The sequence below is a fragment of the Streptomyces sp. NPDC107559 genome (genome assembly GCF_055657365.1).
The window spans coordinates 42,736-63,574 of the sequence record NZ_JBVKBD010000030.1 but is presented as its reverse complement, the minus strand read 5'-3'; the positions used below and the strand labels follow the sequence as shown (position 1 = coordinate 63,574).

Below are 20,839 nucleotides of genomic sequence, written 5' to 3'. Positions count from 1 at the left end.
AAGGTCACACGGAACCCCGAACACCGGCCCTCACCTGCGAAAACGCCCTAAATCACCGGCATTGCTGGTCAGAGGCACTTTCTGCTTTCCTGACCGCCTTCCGGACAGCCCGCTTCATGAAAGCGCCAGGCTAACGCGATCAAGAACTCCGGCAACGTACGTCCGCCCCTTGATCAACGCGCCTCCACGGGAGTGAGGTTCAGCGTCTGCTTCAGGGCGTTGTACATGTACAGCCACGGGCTCCGGCCGCTGTTCGCCTCGGGGAGTTGCACGCGACCCATCACTGGTGCGCCCGCACCGAGAATCGACAGAGCCGCGGACCCCAGGTCCGGAATCGACAGCGCCCCGGGGCCGAGGGGCGGAACGCGGCACACCAGGTCGACACCTGTCCCGCCGTCACGAACGTGATAGACGGCAGCGCTGCCGTCAAAGCTGGAGTAGCGGACGAGGTACGGGCGGTCGGCCAGATCCAACAGTGCCACATGAGTGACGTTCCGCTTCCAGAATCCGGATGGCGATGCGAAGGTCATGGTGAAACTCGACGAGGTGAGATGACGGATCATCAACTCGCCGGTGCTCATCCGGTAGGTCATGACGTAGGGCTCGCTGCCGATCATGATGGCCACGACGGCGGTGTGGCGGGCACCCCACTGCATCGTGGAAACGGGCACCGGATCGGCGGTGTCACTGTCGAGGCGGAACAGCCCGGCGTCGCCGGTGAGGCTGTTGTAGCCGACATAGTGCGGCGCCCCGCCCAGGTTGAGGGTCACGATGTGGGTGTGCGAGGCGTGACCAGGTGGGGTGGCGTGGGTGAGGCTGACCGAGGTGAACGTCGCGTCCATCGCGAAGATGCCCTGCATACCGGAGCCGAACTGATGGCCGAAGTAGTGGAGAGTTCCACCGAAGTCGAAGGGGGCCAGCCAGGTCCAGTCGGCGCCGAGGGATCCGGTCCCGACCGTCGGGTTGTTGGAGTCGATCGGTGGAGTGCCGTCGGGGCGGCGGATCGGGAACCGGTAAGTGGCGGCGGCGGAGATCGCGTAGGCGCCCGTGGCCGCGTTGTACGACAGCATGCGCTCCGGGTTGGCACCGGCCGCGAGGCTCTGCACATGCGTCCAGGCCCCGGCGCCATACTCACTTCCGGCGCGCACGTCGACCAAGTAATGGCCGATGTCGATATGTGCAGTCATCTCGCACACCCGGCAGAACACGGGAGTGCTGTCCCGCATGAGGCAGTGAAGTGACGGCCGGAAGACGCCGCAGTCGTGGTATTGCGCGCCCTCGTAGGCGCCCACGGCGTCCGCGGGAATCGGAGGGTTCGCCGGGATGACGTCGTGGTTCCGCTCGGAGCAAGTGGCCCGCACCACCGTGGTGGGGACCTGGGACTGCGGCAGAGTGAGGACCTCGGCCCACTTCATGGTGGCGACATTGGTGACCGTGGTGACGTTGGGGTCAAACGGGTCGTGACCGGAGTACGTGGACAACGGGTCCGAGAAGTCGTTCCGATAGGGATACTCGTCGGCGAGCCCGAATGCCTGGTGCCCGAGTTCGTGGATCGCCACGTCGGGCCAGGAAGCCGTGAATTTGGTGAACCAGCCGACCTCGTTATGCATGCATCCGCCGTCGGTCTGGGTGTTGTTTATCAAGACGAGGAAGTGGTTCACCGGCCCGAGGCCGGGCTCGTTGTGCACAGCCTTCTTCACGGCATCGTCATCGCCGAAGATGATTCGTTTGATCTGATGCCCTTGGAAGGTGTCCCGGCCGAACATGGCGCCGAACATGGTGCCGAAGGGGGACGTGGTAGGGGTCGGAGTGATGAGGTGGATGGTGTTCCCGGTGTGCGCCGACGCCTTGCGGACCTTGACCACGCTCAGCAGCGGCCGTAGGCCGGCATCACTGAACGGCGAGGTCACCAGCAGCCGTTTGACGAACTTCGCCACGTCCGCGTCGAACAGCCCGGCGTCGAGCTCGGCCTGTGTGTAACCCTCAGGCAGTACGGCGATGGTCCAGCCGTGGGCGACACGGCTCGCGTGCCCGAGGGCGAAGTCGACGACCTTCACTTGTCCTCCTTCAAGGCGGCTAGTCGAGGGGCAGAGAGAAGATCTCGGACGCCGGTTCGTCCAGCCGGTCCGGATCGGGCGGGCTGCTGAACAGGACGAGCGAGGCGCCTTCGGGCAGCAAGGGTGCAATCAGCTCGAAGGTGCCCCGGGGAGCGTCGACGGGGAGGGCGACGAGACCGCCGTCGTCCTCGGGGCCCGGGACCTCCCGGAGGACGGCGATCGGCTGGTGTCGGCCACGCCGGTACAGCACCCGGCCGGCCGCATCGCGGAGCTCGTACCAGAACCCGGCGCGACCGTGGGGGGAGTCGTCGGGATCGGCGGCGAGCGGGGCGGTCATCTCCAGGTCCTCCCGCGAGACGAACCGGACGACCGGGCCGCCCTGCGCCCAGTCCGCGCTGTCGTAGGAGAACGTCAGGCGCATGCTCCTGGAGCCGGGCAGGCCGGAGGGGGTCGGGGTGGGCGGCGGGCCGGCGAGCGCGACCCAGGTCTCGGGGGTCACGGTTCCGGTGACGGTGAGGCCGTGGGCCGTCTGGAAGGCCCGTACCGCGGTCTCCGTCTCGGGTCCGTACTTCCCGTCGTCGTCGAGGGGCGGCTCGGCGCCCTGCTGGTTCAGCAGGCGCTGGACGACGGCCACGGGCGGGCCCGTCATGGGCGGGATCCGGGGGCCGGGTTCCAGGAGGGGGAAAGGCGCGGCCACGGCGAGCGCGAACCAGACGGGTGTGTCGATGTCGTCCGCGGGGGTGAGGATCGGTCCGGCACGGAAGGTGTGTACGGCGGCCTGGGTCAGGACGCCGAAGTTGCCGTCGACGATGAGGGCGGGCGCTGCGGCTCCAGCAGCGTTCAGCAGGCTCTGGGCCAGCTTCACGTGGCCGTCGACCGCGTGCGGATCGGCCATCAGGGCGATGGTGGGCAGTAGCGCCCAGTCCAGGATCTCCGCCAGCGGTGCGTCCCCGACGGGCTCGCCCTGCCGTGGGTTGACGTGATGAGGGACGGTGGTACTGGCGGCGACGAAAGCATCGCCTCCCGCGTAGTCGATGGCGATGACGCTGTCGCCGAGCGGCAGATCGCTCGTGGTGATGCTCGCCCGCCCCTGGTCGTCCACCGCGGTGGTACCGAGGGGTGGTCCCTGCTGGAGGGTGAAGGTCACCGTCCCGCGGGGCGGGCCCGCATCGGCGTCCGTCGGGCGCACCAGGGCGTTGAGAGTGACCTCCTGCCCCTGCTCGGACGGGGTGGGTGCGGTGGGGGACGCGATGCTGTAGCGGCCAGCCGCCGAGTAGGGAAAGGTGACGGTGCCGTCCCGCTCGAAGTCGAACCCCGTCCGCAGGACGCCGTTCGCCGTCTGCGGGCGGTAACCGCGGGCGGGCAGCAGGACGTAGAGGATCTCGCGGGGGCCGCGGCGGTTCGGTGGTGGGCCGGGGGTGGACGCCGAGATGTTGCTCAGCCCGACGAGGTCGCTGTCCGCGGCCGTCGCGTCGATCAGGACCGGGTGACCGTGCAGGACGAGCGTGTCATCGACCGCCGACGCGAAGCCGGCGAACTCGAAATCGACGTAGACGTGCCCGTCCAGGTCGACCCCGTACTTCAGGTCCGCGACGACTCCGGATCCGGGCTGAAAGCCGTAGCCGTCCGCAGGCAGCAGCGTCAGCTCGTTCACTGACGCGCGCGGCAGGAAGCCGTCCGTCCGGGCGATGCCCAGCGGGAGCAGGTCGTGGGACAGCGCGGTTCCGTCGATGTGGACGGTGCTGCCGGTCAGCACGAGTGTGTTACCGGCAGCCGATGCGCAACCGGCGAATTCCGGCTTGAGCGTGATCTGTCCGTCACGGTCCACGCCGAACTGTAGATCTGCAAGATGTCCTGGCCCTGAGAAGAAGTCGTATTCCTTGGCCGGGAGTACCGTCAGCTCGTTCACCGACGTTCGCGGCAGGAAGATATTGGGTCGGGCAAGTCCCCACGGCAACACGTCATGTGACAACGCCGTTCCGTCGATGTGAATTCTGCAGCCGGTCAGGACGAGTGTGTCGCCGGCAGCCGAAGCGCATTCGGCGAACTCCGGTGCGACTGTGATCTGTCCGTCACGGCCCACGCCGAACTGTAGATCTGCTAGATATCCTGGCCCTGAGAAGAACTCGTATTCCTTGGCCGGGAGTACCGTCAGCTCGTTCACCGACGTTCGCGGCAGGAAGACATTCGGTCGGGCAAGTCCCCACGGCAACACGTCATGTGACAACGCCGTTCCATCAATGCGAATCCTGCAACCACGCAGCGTGAGCGTGTCGCCGGCAGCCGAAGCGCATTCGGCGAACTCCGGTGCGACTGTGACCTGTCCGTCACGGCCGACATCGAACTTCAGGTCCGCGAGGAAGCCCGACCCCGCGTAGAAGCCGTATCCCTTGGCCGGGAGTACCGTCAGCTCGTTCACCGACGTTCGCGGCAGGAAGATATTGGGCCGGGCAAGTCCCCACGGCAACACATCATGTGACAACGCCGTTCCATCAATGCGAATTCTGCAGCCGGTCAGCACGAGTGTGTCGCCGGCAGTCGAGGCGCATCCGGCGAACTCCGGCGCGACTGTCACCTGTCCGTCACGGCCGACATCAAACTTCAGGTCCGCGAGGGAACCCGGCCCCGCGTAGAAGCCGTATCCCTTGGCCGGGAGCATCGTGAGCTCGTTCACCGACGCGCGGGGGAGAAAACTCATTTGGGCGCCGGTCGGTTCCACGTCATGGCTCAAAGCGGTTCCGTCGATACGGATCGTGCGCCCCCGCAGCACGAGTGTGTCGCCAGCGGCTGTGGCGAAGCCGGCGTACTCCGGTGCGACGCTGATCTGTCCGTCACGGCCGACATCGAACTTCAGGTCCGCGAGGAAGCTCGACCCCACGTAGAAGCTGAAGCCGTCCGCGGGCAGCACGGTCAGCTCGTTCACCCTCGCACGCGGGAGGAAGCTCACTCTGGGCAGCGAGGTCGGCTCCACGTTGTGGGACAGTGCCGTCGCGTCGATGCGGATCGTGTGGCCCCGAACGGTCAGCGCGGTGCCGGATGCCGAGGCGAAACCGGAGGTCTGCGGATCGAGTCCGACCGAGCCGCTGACGGGCAGTGTGAAGGCCAGGGTGCCGCGTCCGCCTCCGAGGAGGTACTCACGGCATGGCAGCAGGACGAGGTCGTGCGGTCGGTCGGCCGTCAGGGCGGGGCCGCCGATCTGCAGGCTCAGGTCGTGGTCGAGGGCGGTGGCGTCCAGGTGCACGGGCAGACCGTGCAGGGTCAGGCGGCGGGTTCCGCGGCCCTCGGCGATGGAGTCGAGAGCCGTGTCAAAGTCGAGGGTGCCGTCCGCGGACACCGAGAAGGCGACGTCGCAGACGGGGGCGGAGGCCTGCTTGAGGTGGTAGGTGCCGGGGGCCGGAAGCGTCACCGTGGGCGGTGGGGTCGCCGAACCGTCGATCGGTCCGGTGCCGGCCTCGGGCACCGTGAACGACGGCACGGTGAGGCGCGAGGCGTCGATCTCGATGTCGGGCATCAGCTTCTCCCTGCATCGGGCGCGCTTCCCGGTGTCGGGCAAGCGTCAGAACGGTGTGGGTCCGCGGATCTCCAGGCGCGGCGCGGTGTCGATCCGGGTCTCGTTGACGGCCTGGTGCAGGGCGGTGGGGTCGGCTGGATCGCGGGTCCAGCGGCGAATGAAGCCGTCCCAGCCGCCGGTGATGATCTCCCGGTCGTCGGGGGTGACGGTGATTGCCCAGACGCTGAGGTGGCCGGTGGCCACGGGCGTCCCCACCGGCTCCCCGGTGGCTCGCTGCCAGCGGCGGAGGCTGCCGTCGTCACAGCCCGCGACGATCTCGCCGTCGGCGGTCAGGGCCAGCACGCGCACGGGGGCGCCAGCGACGAGGGGATTGCCGAGCGGGTCGCCGCTTCCCCGGTCCCAGCGGCGCACGGTGCCGTCCCGGCCGCCGCTGACGATCTCGCCGCCGTCGGCGCTGACGGCCACGGCGGGCACGGGACCGAGGTGACCGTCGAGGCGGCCCCGCAGGGTGGCGTCCGAGCGGGTCCAGCGGCGCACCAGGCCGTCGTTGCCGGTCGTCACGATCTCCTCGTCGTCCGGGGTGAGAACCAAGGCGCGTACGGCACCGTCGTGGGCGGGCAGCGGCTGCGCGAGGGGCGATCCGTCGGTGCGGCTCCAGCGCCGTACCGTGCCGTCGTAGGCGCCGGTGAGCAGTTCCCTGCCGTCGGCGGTCTCCCGCAGGGCGAGGATCCACTCGTCGTGGGCGGTGACGGGGGCGGCCGCGGGGGCGGACGTGGCCCGGTCCCAGCGGCGCAGGGTGCCATCGCTGCCGGCAGTGACGATCTCATCGTCGCCGGGCGTGAGGAGCATCGCCCAGACACTGCGCCGGTGGGCGACCAGCAGCGGGCACAGAGCCTCGCCCGTCCGCCGGCGCCAACGCAGGACGCGGCCTACGGCGTCGGCGCTGACGATCTCGGATCCGTTGTCGGTGAGCGTCAGCGAACTCACCGCGCCGATGCCGTGGTTCATGGCGTGGCCTCCTTGGCCGGGAGGACTCCGTCAAAGGCCAGCCCGGCGGCGGCCTCGCCCTGCCCGGCCCGGGCACGGCGTCCGATCCAGCGGTAGTGGCGGCCGTCGTGGCCGCGCACGGTCACCGGGACGCGGGTGGCCGTCACCCCGGAGCGCGGGATCTCCTCGTCGCGGACGTACACCCGGGCGACCTCTGGCTCCAGCAGTCGGCCGCGCGCCCGGGTGCGTACGGTGCCCTGGGCGGTGGGCAGGGTCATCCGCCCGCGACGGAACCGGATCGCGGCCGAGCCGGGCACGAGCGGGACGGGCACGAGCGGGATCCAGTGGTACGGCACCGACGAGGCGAGCTGGTAGGTCAGGGCGCCGGGCACGTCCGACGGGCCGGGCGGGGTCAGGTCGGGGGTCTCGTTGGCGCGCGGGCGGGGGGCGCCGGTCGCGCTCTGCACGGTGCGTTCGATCGCCCAGGCGAGGTTGGCCATCTCGTCGCGGACGAACAGTACTTCCTCCACAGGCGGTCCTTCGAGGCGGCCCGCGGCTCTGGGCAGGAGCGGCAGCAGGGCGGGTCCGGGGCGGCCGGAGCCGGCGACGCCGAGCCGGAACAGGGACCAGTGCTCGTCGCCCGCGGGCTGCAGGGTCAGTGGGTCGCCGAAGGTGTCCACGACGGTGAGGTCCGTGATGCCGTGGACCTGTCCGACCTCCAGCTCCAGCGGGACGACCCAGTGGTCGTTGCCGTAGACATTGGCGAACTCCACCAGCAGCAGCCGGGCGAGGTCGGCCGCACCGGCCTCGACGGAAGGCAGGTTGACGGTGGTGTCCTCGAACTCCCACCAGCGTTCGGCGGGCATGCCGGGATAGGTGGCGCGGGTGGGCAGGACGGTGCGGGTGGACGCGCCTGGGGTGGTGAAGGCAGTGGCTGCGGGGTCGACGTCGAACTGGTAGCCCTCGGCGCCGCCGCCCGGGTACTCGGGTGCGGTCAAGGTGATGCGCTGGCCTCCCCGGGACGCCTCGACGGCGAAGTGGTGCTCCATCCGGTCGCGGACCCAGCTGGAGCCGGCCGGCGGGGCGTGCTCGGCGGCGAACCAGGACTTCCACGCGGTCGCCGCCTGGTTGAAGGCGGTCAGCTGGGGCGGGCTGAGACCGGTCGGGTGCCAGCCGGCGGCCAGTCCGCGGGCGAGTTTTCCGCCGTGCGGGGCGTGCGCGAGGAGCACGGTCCCGAGCGCACGGCCCGCGGGGTCGGCCTCCGGTTCGTCTGTGGGCTCCACGGCGGCACCGTCCACCAGGGGGAACTTGGCCAGGGTCTGGTCAGTGACGGAGTTCTGGACGCCCGTGGGCAGCGCCGCGAGCTGCTGGAGGAAGCGCAGTCCCGCCCGTGCGGCGGTGCGCAGGGTCAGCTCCCGGTCCGCCAGGTCCGGCGCGCGGCCGGCCTCGGTGAGATACTCGACGGGCATGCCCGGCGGGTATGGCATGGAGGGTCCGGTGTCGCCGGGCCGGAACCGGTCCACGGTGGCCGCCGCCGTCGTGAGGGAACAGCCGACGGGCGAGCCGCCGTCCTCGCCGTGGAACTCGGCGAGTTGCCGCTGCCGGGCCAGCAGGAAGAGTGGGTCGGCGATCCGGGCCTGCAGAGCCTCGTCGAGCTGTCCGCCGGTGCCGCTCGGCCGGACGTTGGGCTCGATGCGGTGGAACTGGGCGAAGACCGCCCTGTCGTCGGCCATGCTCAGGCCTCCAGGTCTCTCAGCCGGGCGATGACGCCTGTGGCGATGTGGGTCTTCATCAGGTCCTTGAGGTCGATGCCGGGGAAGGCCCCGAGGGCGTCCTGCGGCAGGTAGACGGCGGGCAGGTAGCGGCCCAGCCAGCCCAGGGCCTGGAGGTCGACTAGGCGCAGCCCGGTGAGATCCATCGCCTCGCGGACGGTCTCGCTCAGCAGCTCCGCCGTCCAGGCGTGTCCCACCTGCGGCGGTACGGCGAGCAGCACGGCCTGGGGAGCTCGGGCGCCGGGGGCGTCGTAATGGAAGGCGACTCCCGCCGTCTGTTGCCGGGCCGGAATCAGTTCCGGCCATTCGTCGACCACGAGGACGGCCACGGGCCGCGTGAGGTCGGCGGCAGCGAGGCCGTGCACGGCCAGGCCGGTCGCCGAGGGCAGGTCCGCTGTGCGGGCGGCGCCGACCCAGTGGTCGTGGGCGGTGAACGGGGTCTGCCCGATGCGCAGGGCGAAGTCTCCGCCGGTGCCGATCGCGTCGGTGTGCAGCAGCAGGTCGGCGAGGGCCGAGGCACCGGGCCGTACGGCCGCCGTACGTTCGAGCCAGTCACGGAGGAGGGCGTCGTCGGTGCCGCCGCGGTCGAGGCCGGGCCCGAAGGATGCCGCGAGCGGGGCGGGGGCTGGCGCGGTGGTCAGGCCGACGGCCCGGAATCCGGGGCCGAAGACGGCTTGGAGGGCGGCCACGGCTGCCTGCGGCCCCTGGCCGGCGAGTGCCGTCGCAGCGAGGCCGAGCCGGGCGGCAGCCTCCTGTTGGGCAGCCTTCGTCCGAGCGGCCACGTCGTCGTCGCCGATGGACGCGGGGACGTCGATGCCGTACGCGGACAGACGCTGCAGGTCGGCGGCGTCCTTGGCGCTCTTCATACCTGTGATGGCGCTCTGGGCGCGGCCGCGCAGCTCGGTCTCGTCGGGAGACTGGGTGGGTGGGGCGGCGGCGGGCGCCAGGTCGGCAGGCGTGCCGGGCCGGCCGACGGCGAGGACCGCGGTGAGCGCGTCGGCCAGCGCCTCGAACTCCTGCAGGGACACCGTCGAGCGCGGCCAGTGGGCGTCTCGCCCGTCGAGCAGGTCGGCCACGGCGTCGCCCGGCAGGTCGGACGGGCGGTGTGCGGTGAGAGCCTGGCTCACCGCCGTGCGCAGGCTTTTGGCGGCGGTGAGGGCCACGATGTCCAGTGCGCACCGGTCGGTGAGCGGCCAGGGGTGCTGGCGGGTCGCCGCGGGTGTGGGGTGGCCGGGCCGACGCCAGGCGACCTGGAGCCGGATGCGGTCGGTCCGCCCCAGCTGGTGCCCGGCCCATGCGTCGAGCAGCGGTTCGGCGAGCGCGCGGGGCCGGGTGCGCTGGGCGGGGCCGTCCCAGCCGTGCGACAGCGGCACGTCCTTGGGGACGACGACGAGGACCCGGTGCGTGACGGGGGTGCCCTGACCGGGGGTGTCGAGAATCTGCGGGCGGGGCGGTGGCTGGCCCCCCGCGGCGAGGCTGTCGAGGGTGGCACCGGCCCGGTCCGGGTTGCCGTTGGCGAGCTGGTGCACGCTCTCGGCGAGCATCAGGTCGCCGAGAGCGTCGATGTCGTCGTGCAGGGCCTGCAGTGCGGCGCGGACCGCGGGCGCCTCCCGGGCGGCGTCCAGCGGTGGGTGGACGCTGGGGGAGAGCTGGTCCATCGCGGCGTCCACGGTGAGGGCGCCCACGGCGGCCCCGTCGGTGACGTCGTGCGGAGCGACGAACCCGGTGGCGCCCGGCGCGTCGTGGTGCACGGACCGCAACGGCCACTGCGTGCGCAGCGGAGCGATGACCCGGTCGAGTTCCAGGGGTTCGGTGGCGCTCTCCCGGGCCTCGTGCAGCCGCCGTTCCAGGCGGTAGCCGAGCAGCGCGCCCAGCGGTTGCCCCTGGCGCACGCCGTCCAGCACGGCCATGGCGGCGCGCATGCGGCTTGAGGACAGGTTCACGGCGAACGCGCCCGGGTCCGAAGGGTGAGAGAGGGCGCCGCTGTGCAGGACGGCGGCGGTGGTGGCCTGGGCGAGCGAGGGGGCCAGGACGAATCCGTCACTCCGGCGGCCTTCGCGCGGTGAGAGGTTCTCCACCCATCCGTAGGCGCCGAGGTGGACCCCGGTGGGCCGGCGGCTGGCGGATCGCATGGCCTGCAGGCGTACGGTCGCCAGCGAGGTGATCCAGGCGTCGAGCCGGTGGGAGGCGAGGTCGAGGCACTCGCCCAGGAGGCGTTCCAGCACGGTGAAGGGGTCACGGCCGGCGTCGTGCCAGTCGTGGACCCGGGTGGCCAGATAGCGCAGGGCGGCGTCGATCTGCGCCAGGCGCTCGCTCCAGGGGCGGGTGTCGCTGAGGGCTTGGAGGACGCCCCGGTGATGCAGGGCCGCGGTCTCGACGGCTGGGGCGAGCAGGACGCGTACGTCGTTGATCGCGTCGTGCACAGTGGGTGCGGCGGCGGCCTCGCCGGTGGTGGGCAGGGTCAGACCGAGGGTGGCCTTGAGGGTGAACGGCCGCAGGGCGAGGCCCGCCTGGGAGGCCAGGGTGCCGGCCGTAGCGGGTGCCAGCAGGATCTCCGCGAAGCGCAGCCGGCTGTTCGCGACCAGATGGCTCGCATGCGCGGCTCCGGCGGCGGCATGGCCGTACTCCAGGTTGGCGGTGTGCCTCAGCAGAGCTTCCAGCAGGGTGCGGGCCCGGGCTGGGCGCACCAGGACGCTCAGGATCTCGAACCGGTCGACGACCTCCTGCAGGAACCCGGCGAGTTCCTCGACCGGGTCGGTGCCCGCGGGCAGGCCCGACAGCCGCGTGGCGGGCATCCACAGGCGGCTGGTGTGCGGCTCGTTGTCGTGGTGGGCGATGACCGGCTCGTAGTCGATGCCCAGAGCCCGGTTCAATGCAGTGGACAGACGGGACTCGGGGCCGAAACCGCAGTCCTGGACCAGACCCAGGACGCGGTTGGTGTAGCAGGCGTTGAGGGCGCCGCGCACGGCCCGCACGTCGCAGGACTTCGATACGGCGGCCAGGCCCAGGGCGCGCAGGACGTCTCGTTCGGGCTTGGGCAGGCCGAGGGTGTCGCCGGGCTGGTCGGGCCCGCCGACCCGCGGCATGGTGTCGACGCCGACTTCCCAGAAGGGACGCAGGGTGGTCAGAACCCGGTGCAGTCCGGCGAGTTGACCGGGCTCGCCCTGGAGGTCGGGGCTCCAGCGACGCATGACGGTGAGGGGCAGCAGGCCGTACGGCTGCCTGCCGACGCGCAGCGTGGGCAGCGGGCCGCGGGCGCGCACCGCGTCCGCGTGGTGCAGCCGCAGCCATTCCAGGTCGATGCCGGTCTCCTGGGTGTGGCTGTCGCTTTCCAGGAGCTGGTCGAGGAAGAAGTCGCCGGTCGCGCTCCACAGGGCCAGTTGCAGGGCGCGCGCGTCGGCCTGCTCGGGTTCGGTGCCGCCGGGCAGGGCGGCGGCGACGTCCTGCGGGATGCCGAGCGCGCTCGCCAGGCGGGTGGCGTCGGCCCACGGGTCGGGGGCGGCCGGGTCGGGGGCGGCGGCGTGCAGGAGGGCGTCGACGTCGGGAGGGTCGTCCTGCGGGTGGTGGGCGTCGGGGACGTTGTTGGTGGGGGTGTCCTGCAGGACGTAGGCGGCCTCGCCGTCGCGGGCCCGCCCTTTGAGCAGGCGGGCCAGCCGGTCCGCGGAGAGCTGGGCGTCCAGGGAGGCCGACACACCGAAGGCGACGACGCGCGAGAGCAGGGGGCGGCGAGTCGGATCGTAGCCGGGCCTGTCGAGGGGCACGGTGAGGGCGAGACCGTTGTCCTGGGCTGCGGAGAAGTCGGTGAGCCAGCGCAAGCCGGGGTCGGTCAGGGGTGTGGTGGCCGGGCCCGCGGGAGCGGCCGGGGCGTCGGGGTCCGGGCTCACCTGCACCGTGTCCGGGATGGCCTGGCCGCGGCCCTCGCCGACGAGGATGTCGCCGTCCTGGGTCTGCTGGAAGGCCTGGACGAGGAACTGGTCGGGCAGGGTGGAGGCGGTGGCCGGCCGGTTCCAGCCGCGGGAGCGGGTGGGGATGTCGGACGCGGCGGGCCAGGACGGCTCGGGGCCCTGCGTGTCGTCGGGCAGGGGCAGTTCGGGGCGGTCGTCGGCGCGCGGGGTCAGCACCGTGACGATCCAGCGGGCGCGGGCCGGGCCGAGGGCGGCTGCCAGTTGCTCCCAGGCACCGAGCCGGATGCGGGCCCGGTCTCCCGCCGGGTTCTCGGTGCGCCCGGCCCGGAAGACGGTGCGCCAGTACCGCTTGCCCTGCTGGATCTCACCGTCGGTGAGCAGCGGTTCGTGGCTGTCGACGTGGAGGTCGTCGGGAAAGATCCGCACCTGGAGGGTGGCGGGCGGGCCGCCGTCCGGCCGCAGCCGCGTCTCCAGGCGCACCGGGGCGAGCATCAGGGGCACGTCGGGATCCAGCGTGGCGAGCAGGCCGTCGGCATCCGGCGTGGCGACGAAGGAGCGCAGTGCCTGGTGGAGGGCGTCTCGGGCCGTCTGGAGGGCCTGGTAGGCGGCCCTGCGCTGGTCGGGCGTGGCCTTGGGGCCGAGACCGGTGCGGTGCTGCTCGGCCTCCGCGACGGCCGCGCGCAGCGGTGCGAGGTCGGTCATCCGGTCTGCCTCCCTTGGACTGGGACGGTGTGGAGCCGCCGTTCGCCGGGGTGACGATCCGCGCGGCCCCTGGAAGCGGCGTGCGGGCCGGCCCCGCTAGGGACCCGGCCGGCCGCCGTCGGCCTGTGCCCCGCCGGCCTGGAAGAAGACCCCGTCTGGTGTGTCGTCGTCGACGGTGGGGACCAGGGTGAAGGTGATGGCGCTGAAGGCTCCGGCGAGGCGGACGCTCCCTTTGGAGTCGTCGTGCCCGGGCGTACCGTCCGGCCCGGAGACGGCGTTCGCGGTGACACGGAAGTGTGCGTCGCCGCTGAGCCGGGCGATGGACGCACCCGGCGGGGAGGTGACCGTCAGAACCGACCTCAGGGAGCCCAGATGGAAGATGGGGTCCTGGAGCACGGTGCCGAAGTCGAGGGTGAAGGCGTGGTTCGGGCCGCCGCGGATCTCCACCATGCCGGTGGCGGGCAGCTTGGGGGTGAACTCGGGCATGGCGAAGTCGGGGTAGGCGTCATAGAGGTCGAAGGCGGTTCCCATCGGCCCGGAGAGCGTCACCTGGTGACCGTGCAGCGTGCCCACCGCCCCGTCAGGGCTGGCCGACGTCCAGTGGACGAAGTCCAGCGGGGCCAGCGGCGGTTCGGGGCGCAGCAGTCGTTCGGTGGGCATGACCACCCGTACGGGCTGCTGGAAGCACTGCCGGGCGATGCCGGCGGCGCTGTCGCCCCACGTCAGATCGTCGAGGACGATGTTGGAGCGCTTGTCTCCCGGGGCGTGGGTCGCGGTCTCGAAGTCCGGGCGCGAGGTGAAGAAGTGGCTCCAGTCGAGGTTGTTCCAGTCGTCGGCGTCGGTGGGCGGGTCGGTCGCGGGCGGCGGCGCGTAGGTGCGGCTCCAGAGGCCGGGCGGCGGGGGGCTGGCGAGCACGTTGTCCGTGGGGTCGTCCAGGCCGAAGCGTGGTTCGGTGGGCTGTTCGGCGATGACGAAGCACCAGTCGTGGCCGACGATGTCGCCGAGCCGCAGGTCGAAGCCGAGGAACGCCGTGTCCAGGTCCAGGCCGCCGCGGAAGATCGGGTGCCGGGCCTGGGCGTCGTCGGGTTCCCGCGCCCCGTCCGGTTCCGGCGGCAGCAGCGGAGCGGCGTAGATCAGCGCGCCGGGGTAGCGGCGCAGCAGGGCGGTGCGCAGCAGGAGGACCACACGGTCGGCGGGGACGGTCAACTGGGTGCCCAGCGCGGAGCTCTTCGGCCACTGGTGCAGGGGCGTCATCTCCGAGCCGGTGCCCCAGAAGGAGGCGAAGTACGTGCCGCGCTGGTCGGTGGGGTATTCGCGCCAGCGCAGTTCGCGGGCGAACTCGTGGTTGAGGCCGGCCATGTACGACGCCACGAAGGCGGGGTTGGTCACCGCGAGCGCGGCGCTGTCGGCCGGCACCTTGTTCAGCCCGGCCAGCATCCATTCGGTGGACTGCTCGGCCAGCGGTCGCCACATGGCGTCGGGGAAGGCGGGCGCCCACTGGATGGGTGCGGTGCTGTCGCCGGGGGCCGGGTGCTCGATGCGGGAGCCGACGACGGTGTCCACGGTGGTGCGGGGGTCGAGCCGGCCGGTGACGGCCGTCTGGACCGCGGGCGCGGGGAAGGTGTCCCGGGGCGGGAGGGGCGGCACGTCTGCGGGGCGGAAGACCTGGTCGTGCGCGCCGACCACCATCGAGTGGGTGTCGCCGGGGGTGAGGGCGAGGACGGAGGGCGCGGGCAGCCGGTCGGCCAGGCCGGGCAGGCTTCCCGGACCGAGCAGGGTGCCCAGGGAGATGCCGCCGCCCTGTTGCCAGCCGGCGAGGATCTCGCCGAGCTTCTCGGGCGTCCAGACCTCGCCGTCGGGGGGCGGGGTGCCGTCGGCGAGGCGTTCCCAGCCGCCGGAGCAGTCGGCGCGCCAGACACCGGCGATGCCGGTCTCGTCCCAGTCCCAGGTGCCGGGGCAGGTGCCGTGGAAGGCGCCGCGAGCGGTCTCGGAGCGCCAGGTGCCGTTGAACGTGCCGTCGGAGGTGTCCGACGGGTCGTCCCACACGCCGGCGGCGAGGCCCTGCCAGGTGCCCTGGTCGTCGGGGGTGTTCCAGGTGCCGGTGAACACCAGGCGCCAGCCGCCCTGCGTGCCCTGCGTCGGGTTGTCCCACACGCCTGTGAAGACGCCCCGCCAGGTGCCGGAGCCGGTGCCGCCGGGGCCGAAGGTGCCGCGTGCCTCGCCCTTCCAGCCGGAGCCTGCGGTCGAGGGGGTCCAGGGACCGGACCACATGCCCGTGAAAGTCGTGGTGGTGCTGTCGGAGGTGGTCAGCAGGCCGGTGGGGGCGGTGCGCCCGGAGGGGAAGAGCAGGCTGCCCTGGGGGCTGAGGCGGGTGTCGGTGAGGAAGCTGGTGGGTACGTCAAGCTCCCGTACGGTGCCGAGCCGGAAGACGGCGTCGAGCGTGGTGGGCTGCAGGGCCGGCACGGCGGCGAGTTGCGCGGTGGTGAGCTCGCGGGTCTGCGCGCGGCGGATCACCTCGCCGGCCAGTGCCTTCCAGGCGGGCGCGGTCAGGGTGGACACACCGAGGGCGGCCCGGACGGCGGGCAGCCGGTCGGCGAGGACGACGCGTTCCGGAGCGATGCCGAATGCGACGGTGCCGTCGGGACTGCGGGAGGTGACGGCCAGTCCGGTACCGGTCGCCGCCAGCTTGGCCAGGGTGGTGGCGAACGGCTGGTCGGGCGGGGTCCCGTTCTGCTGCCGCGCGGCGAGGGTGACGCGCCTGCTGAGTAGGCCGAGCGGCCGGACGGCGCGCCGGAAGGTGGTTGTGGCCATGGCGGTGGGCAGGGCGCTGGCGTGCACGCTGCTCGCCAGCGTCACCGCGCCGAGCAGCGTACGGGTGCGCAGCGGAGTCACGAGGTGCAGGAACTCGTCGGTGGTCAGCGGCCGCACGTGCCGCTCGTGGAGCCGGGCGCCCACCAGCCGGGCGAGCCGGGCCAGGTCGAGGAAACGGTTGGCGGCCTGGACGTCGGCCAGCTGCGTCCAGGCCGAGGCCATGAGCTGCTCCTGCTCGCGCTGGACGCTGCGGGTACCGAGGCCGGCGGCGACGCGCCAGCGCGGGTCGAGGTTGAGGGTGTCCAGCCAGCCCGTCGAGCCGGGGACGGCCGTGGAGGCGAGGGCGTGGAACCGGCCGTACAGCGGAGGGGCGACCTCCGGGTCGTCATCGCTGTCGTCGCTGTGCGCGCTGTCGAGCGAGGCGGCGAGGGCGCCCTGCCACTGTGTGCTGTGCGCGTCGACCGGCCAGGCGTCGCGCGGGCCGAGGTCGGGGCTGCACAGGGCGCTCTCGACCTGCTGGACGACCGGACCGGGGCCCGAGTCCTGCGGCCTGGGCCGGCTGATGTCCATCGGTCTGCGGCCGGCTCCGCCGATGGGGCGGCACCGCAGGCGGTCGGCGAGCGTCTCGAAGTCCCCGGCCTCCCCGGTGGAGAAGCTCCACGCGTCGTACACCGGCAGGTCGCTGTCCGTGTGCGCGCTCCATGCGGGGGACAGGTCTCCTCCGCTCTCGTTGTGGCCGGCGCGGCGACCGGCCTCGAAGGCGGGCACCAGGCAGGCCACGTAGTCGGTGTGCGCAAGCAGCCGCCGGGGGGCGAGCAGCCGGGAGACGCAGGCGCGCGGGTCCTGCTCGTGGCCGACGACGGTCTGGACGTGCGCCCACAGGTGCAGATGGGCGGGGTCGGGCAGTTCGGTGCCGGGCACGCGCAGCACGGGCATCGGTCGGCCAGGCTCCCGCCGCGGCAAGGCAAGCCGGGCGGGCACGCAGACCAGGGCGACCCAGGGGCGCAGCTCCCCGCCCGGCACCGCCGCGAGGGGCGTGAACAGCCAGGGCAGGTCGGTGCGGTCGAATTCGACCATGGGGAACTTTGTCGTCTCGGCGTCGGGAGTGCCGGGCAGCGGATATCGCCGCACGATCTGCCGGGGATCGAGGGCGCGGACATCCCCCGGGCCGTACAGGTGCACGGGCACGGGCCGTTCGGGGCGTCCGTTGACGGACGCGGCGGCCGCGAGGGTGCCCCGCAAGGGCGTGGTGCGCTGCAGGTCGTCGGGGTCCGTCAGTGACGCGGCGGCTCCCGTCCGATCCCACGAGGCGAACGCGTATCGGGTCATGGCGTTGACTTCAGTTCGTACGGCGGGACGACGTGCAGCAGCTGCGTGCGCCCGGAGGGGGCGGCGAAGGACAATGCCGCTTCGGTGAAAGTGGGTTTGCGGCCCAGATCGGTGTCCTCGGTGAGGGTGTCGACGTGAGCGACCGCAAAAGACGGGGCCTTCAAGGCCGTCGGCGCGGGCGGGGCGGCGTATCGGATCCGGTCGGCGTGGACCGCGCTGGTCGCCACCGCTCCGTGTTGCAGCCCCGCGAGCAGATGGGTCTCGGCCAGCAGCCAGCGGGCGCGCGGCTCGGGCGGGTGCCCGCGCTCGCCGAGCCACTTGGTCTCGTAGCGCACCTCCACGGAGCGGCGGGGGGCGCCGACCCCGGCCGTCGGCGGGGTCAGCTCGCTGCCGGAGCGCAGGAGTTCGAACGCGGGCTGGGTGAGCTTTTCGTCGTCGGTGAGGTCGAAGAAGTCCGCGCGCGCGAACTGCTCCCGGACCGGTTGGACCGTCCCGGTGCCGTCGCCGAAGCGTACGGCGACGCCGAAGGTCGCCGGGGTCGGCAGACGACCCGGGCCGAACCGTGTCACGGCGATGTCGAGGGGTACCACACGCTGGCTGAAGCGGAGCCGGCCGAGGGGGTGCAGCAACCGGCCGCCGTCCGTGCCGTCGCTGCGCAGGGCGGCCAGACCGGCGGCGCCGTCGGGCAGTACGGGCTCCCAGGTGCGGGGGTTGTCGAGTTGCCGTTCCAGCAGAGGCGCGATGTCGGGCGCGGGCGGCGCCCCGACCGCACCGGTGCAGGCCCAGTGCTCGTCGAAGGGGAAGCTGACGTCGATGAAGAACAGGGAGACGGAGGCCCGGCCGGCGACGTGCCAGCAGGGGGTGGGTCCCTCGACGCGGACCCGCAGATCGACCGAGCACAGGCTGTGGCCGTCGAAACGCAGGTGGAAGGAGCCGTACAGATCGAGTACGACGCCGAAGCTGGGCTCCCATCGCAGCAGCGCGTCGAAGCCGAGCTGTCCGCTCACGCCGGTGTCGGACGTGCCGATGACCGCGGTCAGCGTGGCGCCCGCCTGGGCGGTGCCGGGGGTGAGGGCGAAGTATCCGGAGAAGACGATGCTGAGCGCCGGGGCACTGGCGATGGCGATGGACAGTCGGCGGGGTACCGGGAATCCGGCGGGCCGGGGGAAGCGGGGGTGGAACCCGCCGGCGCTGAGGACGAACGCGGCATCGGAGCCGGTCTTGATCCGCAGCGCGATCCCGCCCTCGACACCGGCGGTGAGCAGCCGGGATCCGGCGAGGTCGGCGACCATCTCCACGACTCCGGCTCCCGGGTCCACGACGCCCGCGACGGAGGCGCGCAGGTCGAGGATCGGCGCCTCGGGGGCGGGCAGCGCGATCCTGAGCCGGCCAAGCAGGGCGACGACGCCACTCGGCAGTTCCAGGACGAGTCCGATGTCGGCCGTCACGAAGGACACCGGGCGGCCCCAGCCCAGCCGGAAGGTCGGCCCGACGACCTGACTGCCGCGCCGGGCCGGGAACACCGAGGCCAGCGTGTCCAGGATCTGCGGTGCGGCCCGGGCCGGATCGTCCGGGAACAGCACCTCGTCCAGGTGGCCCGACTGCACGGCCGCCGCGAGGCCGGCCCGGTCGATGGCCCGTCCGATGCCGACGATCCCGCCGACCGCGTTCAGCGTGAAGGCGAGTCCGAGTTCCACCGCCGGCGTGAAGTGGGCGCTGAGGGCGACCAGGAGCGACGGCTCGCTGGGCCGCAGAATGCCGAACGCCCTTACGTCGACCACGCCCAGGGCGAGCCCCAGGGCGCCGCGGTACTCGTCACCGCGCCGTTCCAGGAAGCCGCTGCCCCGGGCGGGGCCCAGGGACATGGTCAGGCCCATCCCTCTCGGGAGTACCGGTGTGGCCGAGGCTCCGGGGGCCAGCTCGCTGCCGACGCCGTCGAGCGTGGCGTCGGCGAGACCCAGCAGCGAGGCGCCGAAGGAGGCGGTGAACCGCAGCGCGGCGCCGACGGGGGCCATGTACAGGGTGGGTGCGCGCAGACCCGGCGGCGCGGCCTTCAGCGGCAGCGCGAGGCCGTTCTTCCCGCCGCCCTGGAAGTGGACCCCCTTCATGTCGAGCCGACCCTGGATGTCACCTTCGAGGGCCAACCCGTCCCCGGCGAGCAGGGCGAGCAGCGCGTCCGATGGCAGGGTCAGCCGCAGACCGAGCACGGCGAGGTGCAGCGAGGCATCCGCGGGATCGGACGGCACATCGAGGTCCAGCGTGACGTCCTGCCGGACCTCCAGAACCTCGGCGAGCCGGAGCGTGCCCAGGTGCACGGTGAAGGAGATGTTCGGCGGCAGGGCGACGCTGAAGACCTTGACGTCGTCCGCCGTGACCAGGAGGACGTCCGGAACGGTGAGCTTCCAGCCCGCGGCCGCGCCGTCCGCCGCGTCGGCGAGCAGCGCCACCAGCTTGGGCCACAGATCGCCTGCCTGAGTGCTCCCCGGGGCTCCGATACGCGATATCAGCGCCGAGGGCGTCAACTGAGCCCCCGGCAGTCCGAGCGCCTGCGCCAGCTTGGGGCGCCTCTGCGCGACGTCGAGTGCGCCCAACTGGGGCAGGACTGCGGCCAATCCGGTCCGCAGCTGTGTGGCGAGCTCGCCGACCGTCTCACTCATGAGGTCACATCCGTGTGCGGCACAACGGCTCCTCACTACGGAACTGACAAAGGGCATCGGTCCCACGACTCGCGCCGATCAGGGACTGCCGTCCGTACGGACCGCCGGACCCGCCGACCCTGGGGGAGCGCATAGCTCTGCCCGGTCCGTTCCTCTCCACCAGGGCACCGCCTGCTCGGCGGCTGGCTACGCTGAGGACTCCGGCATACACCGTCTTCTTCGATAAGAGCACAGGTCGGAGCCGATGTCGACGCGAGAAAGCAGGGCGCGCGGACGCGGGTGCCAGACCGGCGGCCGGCCCGCGTCTCATCGCGCCTCGACGGCACGCCACCGCCACACGCAGTCGCCAGGCCACGGCGTCACGTCTCGTCCGTCCACCCGTACCGCTGGCAGTTGACGGTCGGCACCGCCGCCCTGCTCGGCAAGGACATCGGCCGGGACGCGGGTGAGTCGAGAACCCACAGCACAGCCGTCGGTCGAAAGCCTGAGCACGCTGGGCCGGTCCGGCCAGGCCCTTCAGGACACCGACCGTCAACTCGGCCCCGATACCGAGCTGTCCGAGCTACGTAGCGCTTCGCAGGCTCAGGATCCCTCGGGACGGCGAAGGAGACCGTACTCACGAGTGCTGCCCGGACTACCGAACTGTTGGAACATCAGCGGCTCGTCGAGGGCATCGAGGGGACGTGATCAGCAAAGTCCAGGTCACCCAGAAGTACGGTCTGCCTCACATCTGGGTGACCGCGATGCAACACAGCCCATGAGGAGCGTGGCAAATGCCCCTCCGAATCCCGCCAGCTCAATAGCAACACGGGCTGATCCGCACACGGCCTCTGCGGACACAAACCGGAACTTCATCACGGACTCCATCCTCAACGGCCCGCCCCCTCATATCGCCCAGGTCATCGCTGGTCACGACCACATCGGAACGACGATGGGATACGCCGCCGTCTACCCGACGGACGGCATCGAGACACACCGAGCGTTCATCGCCCGGCGCCGAGTCCTGCGGCCGGTCGAGGAATACCGTGCCGTCACCCCCTGAAGAATGGGACGAGTTCCTCGGACCCTTCGAGCGCCGCAAGCTCGCCCTGGGCGACTGCGGCCGCGC

General features: G+C 72.0%; 7 protein-coding genes. All 7 read right to left on the bottom strand.

Annotated elements, in window-relative coordinates:
- Nucleotides 1–173: 173 nt before the first annotated feature.
- Nucleotides 174–2,057 (bottom strand): M64 family metallopeptidase, encoded by a 1,884-nt coding sequence (locus ACZ7OY_RS42315; protein ID WP_472250828.1) that lies wholly within the window; start codon nt 2,055–2,057, stop codon nt 174–176.
- A 19-nt stretch (nt 2,058–2,076) separates the two neighbouring features.
- On the bottom strand, nt 2,077–5,568 hold the full coding sequence (locus tag ACZ7OY_RS42310) for a peptidoglycan-binding protein (protein WP_472250827.1): 3,492 nt from the start codon (nt 5,566–5,568) through the stop codon (nt 2,077–2,079).
- A 45-nt stretch (nt 5,569–5,613) separates the two neighbouring features.
- A complete protein-coding gene (locus ACZ7OY_RS42305) occupies nt 5,614–6,576 on the bottom strand; it encodes a WD40 repeat domain-containing protein (RefSeq protein WP_384726056.1) in 963 nt (320 codons plus the stop codon).
- Nucleotides 6,573–8,288 (bottom strand): hypothetical protein, encoded by a 1,716-nt coding sequence (locus tag ACZ7OY_RS42300; RefSeq protein WP_472250826.1) that lies wholly within the window; start codon nt 8,286–8,288, stop codon nt 6,573–6,575. Before ACZ7OY_RS42300 ends, ACZ7OY_RS42305 begins: the two co-directional genes overlap by 4 nt.
- Nucleotides 8,289–8,290: 2 nt before the next feature.
- Nucleotides 8,291–12,934: a hypothetical protein gene (locus tag ACZ7OY_RS42295; RefSeq protein ID WP_472250825.1), complete on the bottom strand. Its 4,644-nt coding sequence runs from the start codon at nt 12,932–12,934 to the stop codon at nt 8,291–8,293.
- 96 nt (nt 12,935–13,030) lie between these two features.
- Nucleotides 13,031–17,074, bottom strand: coding sequence for a hypothetical protein (locus tag ACZ7OY_RS42290; RefSeq protein ID WP_472250824.1), 4,044 nt, complete (start codon nt 17,072–17,074; stop codon nt 13,031–13,033).
- On the bottom strand, nt 17,071–19,731 hold the full coding sequence (locus ACZ7OY_RS42285) for a DUF6603 domain-containing protein (protein ID WP_472250823.1): 2,661 nt from the start codon (nt 19,729–19,731) through the stop codon (nt 17,071–17,073). The genes ACZ7OY_RS42290 and ACZ7OY_RS42285 overlap by 4 nt, the downstream gene beginning before the upstream one ends.
- Nucleotides 19,732–20,839: the final 1,108 nt, after the last annotated feature.

Coding starts and splice junctions, on each gene's coding strand:
- ACZ7OY_RS42285 (WP_472250823.1), bottom strand. CDS start 19,731: ATGAGTGAGACGGTCGGCGAGCTCGCCACACAGCTGCGGACCGGATTG.
- ACZ7OY_RS42295 (WP_472250825.1), bottom strand. CDS start 12,934: ATGACCGACCTCGCACCGCTGCGCGCGGCCGTCGCGGAGGCCGAGCAG.
- ACZ7OY_RS42290 (WP_472250824.1), bottom strand. CDS start 17,074: ATGACCCGATACGCGTTCGCCTCGTGGGATCGGACGGGAGCCGCCGCG.
- ACZ7OY_RS42300 (WP_472250826.1), bottom strand. CDS start 8,288: ATGGCCGACGACAGGGCGGTCTTCGCCCAGTTCCACCGCATCGAGCCC.
- ACZ7OY_RS42310 (WP_472250827.1), bottom strand. CDS start 5,568: ATGCCCGACATCGAGATCGACGCCTCGCGCCTCACCGTGCCGTCGTTC.
- ACZ7OY_RS42305 (WP_384726056.1), bottom strand. CDS start 6,576: ATGAACCACGGCATCGGCGCGGTGAGTTCGCTGACGCTCACCGACAAC.